Source organism: Bauldia sp. (assembly GCF_020442045.1).
Classification (GTDB): Bacteria; Pseudomonadota; Alphaproteobacteria; order Rhizobiales; family Kaistiaceae; genus Bauldia.
The window spans coordinates 1-7,106 of sequence record NZ_JAGRLA010000173.1 but is presented as its reverse complement, the minus strand read 5'-3'; the positions used below and the strand labels follow the sequence as shown (position 1 = coordinate 7,106).

The window sequence follows — 7,106 nt, the reverse complement described above, 5'->3', positions numbered from 1 at the left end:
TGACCAGGGAGAGGCTCCGCTTCGCGGAGCACCTCAGGATGACGAGGGAGAGGCTCCGCTTCGCGGGGCACCTCAGGATGACGAGGGCGAGGCTCCGCTTCGCGGAGCACCTCAGGATGACGAGGGGGCGGCTCCGCTTCGCGGAGCACCTCAGGATGACCAGGGAGGTGATTTGAGGCGACGATATGCCCGCCACCGCCACCCTCCTTGCTCGCCATCCTGAGGTGCTCGGGCGTAGCCCGAGCCTCGAAGGACGCACCGGCAACCCCGGGCCTTCCATTTGGTTCGCCGACCTGCAGGCCGCTCCCCCCTCCCGGAGCTCGCCTTGCGACCTTCGACCTCCCCCCAAGGGGGAGGTCGGACGTCGGTGCGTCATACGAGGGAAGCGTGTCCTCAACAATCAACGCCGCCAGCATCTCGATCCTTTCCACGGTGTCCCCGGCGGTCCGCCACGGCGTGTCGACGAGACCGTCGAGGACCGCCGGTCGCGGCCCGCGCCACTGGCTGCCGAGATCGCAGTCCAGCGGGTCGAAGCCATCGAGCCCGAGGTCGGACGCGATGGCGCGATGAAGCGAGGCGTCGGCCAGCCGCTCGCCGGTGCGCGGCACGCGGGCGATCGCCACCAGCGTGTCGACCCGCTGACGTCCTTCGGGCGAGGCGCCGAGGATGTGGAGCCCATCGCGGATCTGGAGTTCCTTCAGCTCGCAGAGATGCGCGTCCAGCGCCCGCAGGGCGCCGCCGCCGGCATCGCGGGCAAAGCCGAGGTCGCGGTCGAGGCCGTGGCGCTCGGCGGTTGTCAGGATCTCGTTCTCCAGCCAGTCGCGCCGCCGCGGATCGACACCGGCCGCGAGGTAGAATTCGTCGATCAGGGTTTCGAGCTCGGCCAGCGGGCCATGAATCTCGGCACGGGTCATCGCCGGCATCAGGTGGTCGACGATCACGGCGCTCGACCGGCGCTTGGCCTGCGCCCCCTCGCCCGGATCGTTGACGATGAAGGGGTAGATGAGCGGCATGGCGCCAAGCGCCACCTCCGGCCAGCAGCCCCGCGACAGGCCGAGCGCCTTGCCGGGCAGCCATTCGAGATTGCCGTGCTTGCCGACATGGACCAGCGCATCGGCCGCGAAGCCCCCCCGGAGCCAGGCGTAGAAGGCGAGATAGTGGTGCGGCGGCACGAGGTCCGGGTCGTGGTAGGTCGCCTTCGGATCGATGTTGTAGCCGCGCGACGGCTGGATGCCGACGACGACATTGCCGAAGCGATGGATGGCGAGATGAAAGACGCCATCGGCAAACATCGGATCGCCCTCCGGCTCGCCCCATCGCTCATGCAGGGCGTCGCGCACGTCTTCGGGAAGCGTCGCGAGGAAAGCGCAATGGTCATCGAGGCCAAGCGTCACCGCCGCGCCGCCGGGCGCAATCTCGAGGCGATTGCTCTGCCCGGAAAGGAGCAGCGCCATCAGGTCGGCGCCAGTTTCGGGAAAGCCCGACAAGTCGTAACCGGCCTCGCGCATGGTCGCGGCGATGCGGACCGTGCTTTCCGGCGTGTCGAGGCCGACGCCGTTGCCGATCCGGCCATCGCGGTTTGGGTAGTTGGAAAGCACCAGCGCCACCCGCCGTTCGGCTGGTGGCTTAGCCGAAAGCCGGACCCAGCGGGCCGCGAGCTCGGCGACGAAGGCGATCCGATCGGTGATCGGACGGTAGGTGGTCGCCCGGCTGTCGGTCAGCGGATCATGGGTCTCCGCCTTGAAGGAAACCGTCCGCGTGATCAGCCGCCCGTCGACCTCGGGCAGGACGACATTCATCGTCAGGTCGCGCGGCAGCAGGCCCCGGGCGCTGTCGCGCCACGCCTCCTCGCTCGATCCGGCGAAGATGACCTGGAGGACCGGAGAGCCCGGCCGGTCGAGGACCGTCGTCGCGCCGGCCGCGCCGAACCTGGAGACCGCGAAGGCGGTCGCATTGAGCACGATCGCCGGCGGCAGGGCCGCGAACAGCTTTTCGAGGAAGGCAGCGCTGTCACGATCCTTGAGGCTCGTCACGAAGACCGGCAATCCCGCGACGCCCTCGGCGCGAAGCGCATCGACCAGCGCATCGACCGGACCGGTCAGCCCGCCCTGGAGGATCGAGCGGTAGAAGACGATCGGCGCGACCGGCAGCGACGGGTCGAGCCGCCGACCAACCTCCTCGATCGAGGACACGCCCTCCCCCGGCCAGTAGCAACCGGCGCTGGCGACGGTCTCCGCTTCCGGCGGTCGCTCGCCCCGGCCGATCAGGTGGGCCATGAGGTCGAGGGCTATCGCCGCATTCCCCGCGCCGCCACCGACCAGGCAGCGCCAGAGGCACCGCGCGTCATCCTCGGCGACAGTCGAATAGGCGCTCAGCCCGTCGTCCCAGCGGTCCTCGCCGGGAATCGCGACGAGCCGGGGGCCACCGCCGCGGGCGAGCTCGCGGAGGCGATCGAGCCCGTAGGGCCAGTAGCCGACCCCGCCCATCGCACGGACGACCACCAGCCTGGCATGCCGGAGCGTCTTTTCGACGTACAGATCGACCGAGGCCGGATGCGCGAGCTTCATCAGATTGGCGAGACGGAGGCGCGGTGCGTCACCGGGCCGGCGCGCCGCCATGCCGCCAAGCAGCGCCAGCTCGCTGTCCGCCGAGGACAGGACGACGATCTCGCCCGGCGACTGTTCGAGATCGACAGCGACATCGCCATCGTCGATCCGTTCGATGTCACCGGCGGTCAGATGCATGGATCAGCCGATCAGCCGGGAAGAAACGGCAGCCGGATCGAGACCGGCGAGGCCGATCACCACAAGCCCATCCCCGCCGCCGGCGGGATCGAAATACGTCTCGACGCGCGGACCGACGCCCTGGACGACGACCGGAGCCGCCTTGCCGTCGACCCGCGCCCGCCCCTTGATGCGCAGGACGCCCGGATAGGCGAGTGCCGCGCCGACCCGCTCTTTCAGCGCCTCGACCGTCCCGAAAGGTGGCGTATCGACGACGAAGCTGGCGAAATCGTCGTGGTCGTGTTCCTCCTCGCCCTCGAGCTCATGGTGGCTCTCGCGGCCACCCATGTTGTCTTCCGCGCCGGCGGCGAGCCCGAGCAGAACGTCCGCCGGCAAGCCCTTCAGCGAGCCACGGACCACCGGCGTGCCGGGACGCGCCTCGCCCAGCACGGTCGCCTCGACCCGATCGACCGCGTCGGCACCGAGGAGATCGGCCTTGCCGACGACGACGAGATCGGCACAGCGGAGCTGGTCCTCGAAAAGCTCCTCGATCGGATCGTCGTGGTCGCGGACGGGATCCGGAGCCGTCGGCATCGCCGGGGCGAAACGCCCCTCCTCGACCGCTGTCGCATCGACGACCGCGACGACGCCATCGACGGTGACCCGGTGCTTCACCGTCGGCCAGGCGAAGGCCCGGACCAGCGGCTGGGGAAGCGCGAGGCCCGAGGTTTCGATGATGATGTGGTCCGGCGCAGGCTCGCGGGCGAGCAATGCCTCCATGGTCGGCAGGAATTCGTCGGCGACGGTGCAGCAGATGCAGCCGTTGGTCAGCTCGACAATCGAATCCGGCCGGCAGCCGGTGTCGCCGCAGTCGTCCATCAGGGCGCCGTCGAAGCCCATGTCGCCGAATTCGTTGACGACGACCGCAATCCGCCGTCCACGGGCCGTGGCGATCAGGTTGCGGATCAGGGTCGTCTTGCCGGCGCCGAGGAAGCCGGTGACCACCGTCGCCGGGATGCGCGATCGGGTCATGTCGATGCTCCCGCCGGCTGACCCGGCTTCACCTGAAGGGGGATGCCGGCGACCATCAGCACCACGCGGGCGACGGAGGCGGCGACGCGCTGGTTGAGGATGCCCTGCTCGTCGGCATAGAGGCGGGAGAGCGCATTGAGCGGGACGATGCCGGCGCCGACCTCGTTGGAGACGAGGACGACCGGCGCGGCGGCGTCTCCCAGTGCCGAAATCAGCCGGGTCCCGGCCGCGTCGATGTCGCGCCCGGCATGCATGAGGTTCGACAGCCACAGCGTCAGGCAGTCGACAAGGACGATGCTGCCGGGAACGGCCGCAACGGCGATCGCGCCGGGCAGGTCCAGCGGCTCCTCCATCGTGCGCCAGGCGGGACCGCGCCGGGACCTGTGCGCGGCGATCCGCTCCGCCATCTCGTCGTCGCCGGCCTCGGCCGTCGCGACATAGACCGGCGAAAGGCCCGACTCCATGACGAAAGCCTCGGCATGGCGGCTCTTGCCCGAGCGCCGGGCGCCGAGGAGGAGAAGATGGTCTGGCGTTGCCATGGGCTAATGCCTTCTTTCGCAATTGGCCGAGTCTCGCCCGGAGCCGCCGCACCGCGCCCCACCCTCCCCTTGCGGGAAGGTCGAAGCGGCGCAGCCGCTTCGGGGAGGGGTGTGCAACCCGGCGGAGCTCGCCACCCCTCCGCAAGACCGCTGACGCGGTTTTGGCCCTCCCTCAAGGGGAGGGCTGACGCGCGTGGCACTCCGCGGATCGTGCCCGACCATGGATCGGATTTCGATGATTCCCGGCACTAGATGGCTCGCGACAGCCGCTCGTGAAGCCAGCCGACGCAGGTCCCCGCGAGCGTCCACAACACGGCGCTGACCACCAGCGAGGCGATGACGAATTCACCGGCGAGCGCGCCGGGATAATCGACCTCGTGGCCGGGCGGCAGCGGGGCGCCGATGACATGCGGCAGGACCATCAGCGCGAGGCCGGCCAGCTTCAGCCCCGCGTGACGCCCGAAGGCGATCAGGGCGATGCCGGCGGCAGAAGCCACCGCGGTCGCCAGCCACCAGAGCTGACGATCGGCGAGATCGCCGGCCGGCGTGCCGGGAAGCTCCGGCGGCAGGCCGAGCGCCGGCATCAGCGACGCCGCGACGAAGCCGGCGGCGCCCCAGAGCAGGCCATGACGGGCGTCGATGCGATCGCCCTTCAGCACCATCAGCGCAAGGAGGATGAGGGAAACCGCCGCGCCGATCAGGAGATTGGCGAGGACGGTATAGGCGGTCCGCTCGAAGCCGCCGGACGGCCCCCATTCACCGGCTTCCGCCTCGGCCGCATCGCCGTGGTCGTGGGCCGGCGCGGCGGCGTCGTGATGATGACCGGGATCGCCCTCGCCCCCGCCTTCGAATTGCTCGGCGTGGAGGATCAGCGGCTCGGTGGTGAAAAACTGCAGCGCCGAAACGACGACGCAAACGACGAGGGCAGCGCCGAAGGCGCTGAGAACGATGTTTCTGAACATGTCGCCCCCCGGCGGATCAGTGACAGGGAAGCCCGAGGGCGTGCCGGGTGTCGTGCGTCGCGTTATGGATCGCGCTCGGCCAGGCAAATCCGGTCGCGAGGAACAGGCCGAGGCCGAAGACCAGCGCGGCGAGCGCCGCGACGAGGCGAGTCGACGGACTCGCGGAGGCAAGGGAGGTGGTCGTGGTCATTTGCGCGTCTCCTTCTCCGTCCCACCGACGGTCGAGAGGTTTCAAGGATGCGCCGGCCGGTCTCCTGGCTCGCGGGTCGAAGCCCTCCCCACGCCTTCCCGGTTTCCCAGTGGCATGATGCGGGGGAGCTCGCCGCTTACAGTTGCGGGGGCAGCTGCGGGTTCGGGACACCGTCCCTCACCGCATTCCCGTTTCGTCTCCGGCAACGTCACCGGAGAACCGACGCGCGACCAGCCTATGCCCTGCGGCGGCGCCTGGCAACCGCCTGGCCGCCGGGTTTGCGGGGCGATCCACGACTGCCTATGTTCGCGGTGCATTCGCAACCACCAGGCGGCCTCGCTTCATGCTCGATCAGGCACGGGATATCGACGTCGGGATGCGGCCGGCCGATGGCCATTCGCCGGTCGAATGGCGAATCGCCGACGCGCCGGTCGGCTACCCGGAAGCCGTCGCGACGATGGAAGAGCGGGTCGCGGCGATCCGCGACGAGGGGGCGGCGGAGCGGGTCTGGCTGGTCGAGCATCCGCCGCTCTATACCGGCGGGACGAGCGCCAGGCCCGAGGACCTGCTGGCGCCGGACCGGTTCCCGGTCTTCCAGGCCGGACGCGGCGGGCAATATACCTATCACGGCCCCGGCCAGCGCATCGCCTATGTGATGATCGACCTCAACCGCCGCGACCCGGACCTCCGCAAATTCGTCCACACGCTGGAGGAATGGGTGATCCGGACGCTCGCCGCCTTCAACGTCAGGGGCGAGCGCCGCGCGGACCGGATCGGCGTCTGGGTGGCGCGGCCCGACAAGGGCGCCGGCCGCGAGGACAAGATCGCGGCGATCGGCATCCGCGTCCGCCGCTGGGTGACCTTCCACGGCATTGCCCTCAACGTCGACCCGGTGCTCGAGCATTTCGCCGGCATCGTGCCCTGCGGCATCAGGGGACATGGCGTCACCAGCCTGGTCGATCTCGGCATTCCGGTGACGATGCCGGAGGTCGACGCGGTGATGCGGGCGGAGTTCGAAGCGCTGTTCGGCGCGACGCTGGACGGGGATTTCAGAGGGTGGGCAGGGCGTTGAATCCGCCCGGCAGGATTTCGTCCCAGGCGATTGTTTCGACTCCGGAAACCCGCGCCGCCGCCGGCCCGCGCCGGCAACGCTCGACGACCGCGTCGACCGCCGCCTCGTCGCCGGACAGGACCGCCTCGACCGTGCCGTCGCGGCGGTTGCGGACCCAGCCGGAGAGCACGCGCGCCCGTGCTTCATGGGAGAGCCAGGCACGGTAGCCGACGCCCTGGACGCGGCCGGCGATCGCCAGATGGAGCATCTTCTCCGCCATCAGTCCCTGGGGAATTCGATCCCCATCGCCCGGTAGCGCTCGGGATCGTCCACCCATTTCTCGCGGACCTTGACGAAGAGGAAGAGATGCACCGGCCGCTCGGCGATCTCGGCGATCTCCTTGCGGGCGGCGGTGGAAATCGCCTTGATCGACGCGCCGCCCTTGCCGATGACGATCTTCTTGTGGCTGTCGCGGGTGACGTAGATGGTCTGCTCGACACGGGCCGAGCCGTCCTTCTGGTCGGTCCATTGCTCGGTCTCGACCGTTGCCTGGTAGGGCAGCTCCTGATGCAGCCGCTCGAACAGCTTCTCGCGGGTGATCTCGGCGGC

8 protein-coding genes and 1 riboswitch are annotated in these 7,106 nt (G+C 69.7%); of the genes, 1 reads left to right on the top strand and 7 read right to left on the bottom strand.

Translation table 11 applies throughout. The features are described from left to right. The 5 genes from cobN to KDJ86_RS19060 all read right to left on the bottom strand — a co-directional run. Nucleotides 1-2,744, bottom strand: a 2,744-nt coding sequence (gene cobN, locus KDJ86_RS19080) for a cobaltochelatase subunit CobN (protein ID WP_291749554.1), incomplete at its 3' end; no start/stop codon positions are given. Nucleotides 2,745-2,747: 3 nt separating this feature from the next. After that, nucleotides 2,748-3,755 carry a cobalamin biosynthesis protein CobW gene (gene cobW, locus KDJ86_RS19075; protein ID WP_291749551.1) on the bottom strand — a complete coding sequence of 336 codons (1,008 nt, stop codon included), beginning with the start codon at nt 3,753-3,755 and terminating at the stop codon, nt 2,748-2,750. Further along, nucleotides 3,752-4,294 carry a bifunctional adenosylcobinamide kinase/adenosylcobinamide-phosphate guanylyltransferase gene (gene cobU / locus KDJ86_RS19070; protein ID WP_291749549.1) on the bottom strand — a complete coding sequence of 181 codons (543 nt, stop codon included), beginning with the start codon at nt 4,292-4,294 and terminating at the stop codon, nt 3,752-3,754. Before cobU ends, cobW begins: the two co-directional genes overlap by 4 nt. Before the next feature lie 248 nt (nt 4,295-4,542). Further along, nucleotides 4,543-5,256: a CbtA family protein gene (locus tag KDJ86_RS19065; protein ID WP_291749547.1), complete on the bottom strand. Its 714-nt coding sequence runs from the start codon at nt 5,254-5,256 to the stop codon at nt 4,543-4,545. Nucleotides 5,257-5,272: 16 nt separating this feature from the next. Beyond that, nucleotides 5,273-5,446 carry a CbtB domain-containing protein gene (locus KDJ86_RS19060; protein WP_291749546.1) on the bottom strand — a complete coding sequence of 58 codons (174 nt, stop codon included), beginning with the start codon at nt 5,444-5,446 and terminating at the stop codon, nt 5,273-5,275. A gap of 37 nt (nt 5,447-5,483) precedes the next feature. Further along, nucleotides 5,484-5,685: riboswitch (cobalamin riboswitch) on the bottom strand. A 104-nt stretch (nt 5,686-5,789) separates the two neighbouring features. On the opposite strand from KDJ86_RS19060, the gene lipB reads away from it, so the two are divergent. After that, nucleotides 5,790-6,518, top strand: coding sequence for a lipoyl(octanoyl) transferase LipB (lipB, locus tag KDJ86_RS19055; RefSeq protein WP_291749543.1), 729 nt, complete (start codon nt 5,790-5,792; stop codon nt 6,516-6,518). Here the strand turns inward: lipB and KDJ86_RS19050 are convergent. After that, nucleotides 6,496-6,777, bottom strand: coding sequence for an acylphosphatase (locus tag KDJ86_RS19050; protein WP_291749541.1), 282 nt, complete (start codon nt 6,775-6,777; stop codon nt 6,496-6,498). The two genes, lipB and KDJ86_RS19050, sit on opposite strands and share 23 nt — an antisense overlap. Then, the coding region (locus tag KDJ86_RS19045) for a KH domain-containing protein (RefSeq protein ID WP_291749539.1) at nt 6,777-7,106 on the bottom strand (330 nt) is incomplete at its 5' end. The genes KDJ86_RS19045 and KDJ86_RS19050, both read right to left, overlap by 1 nt.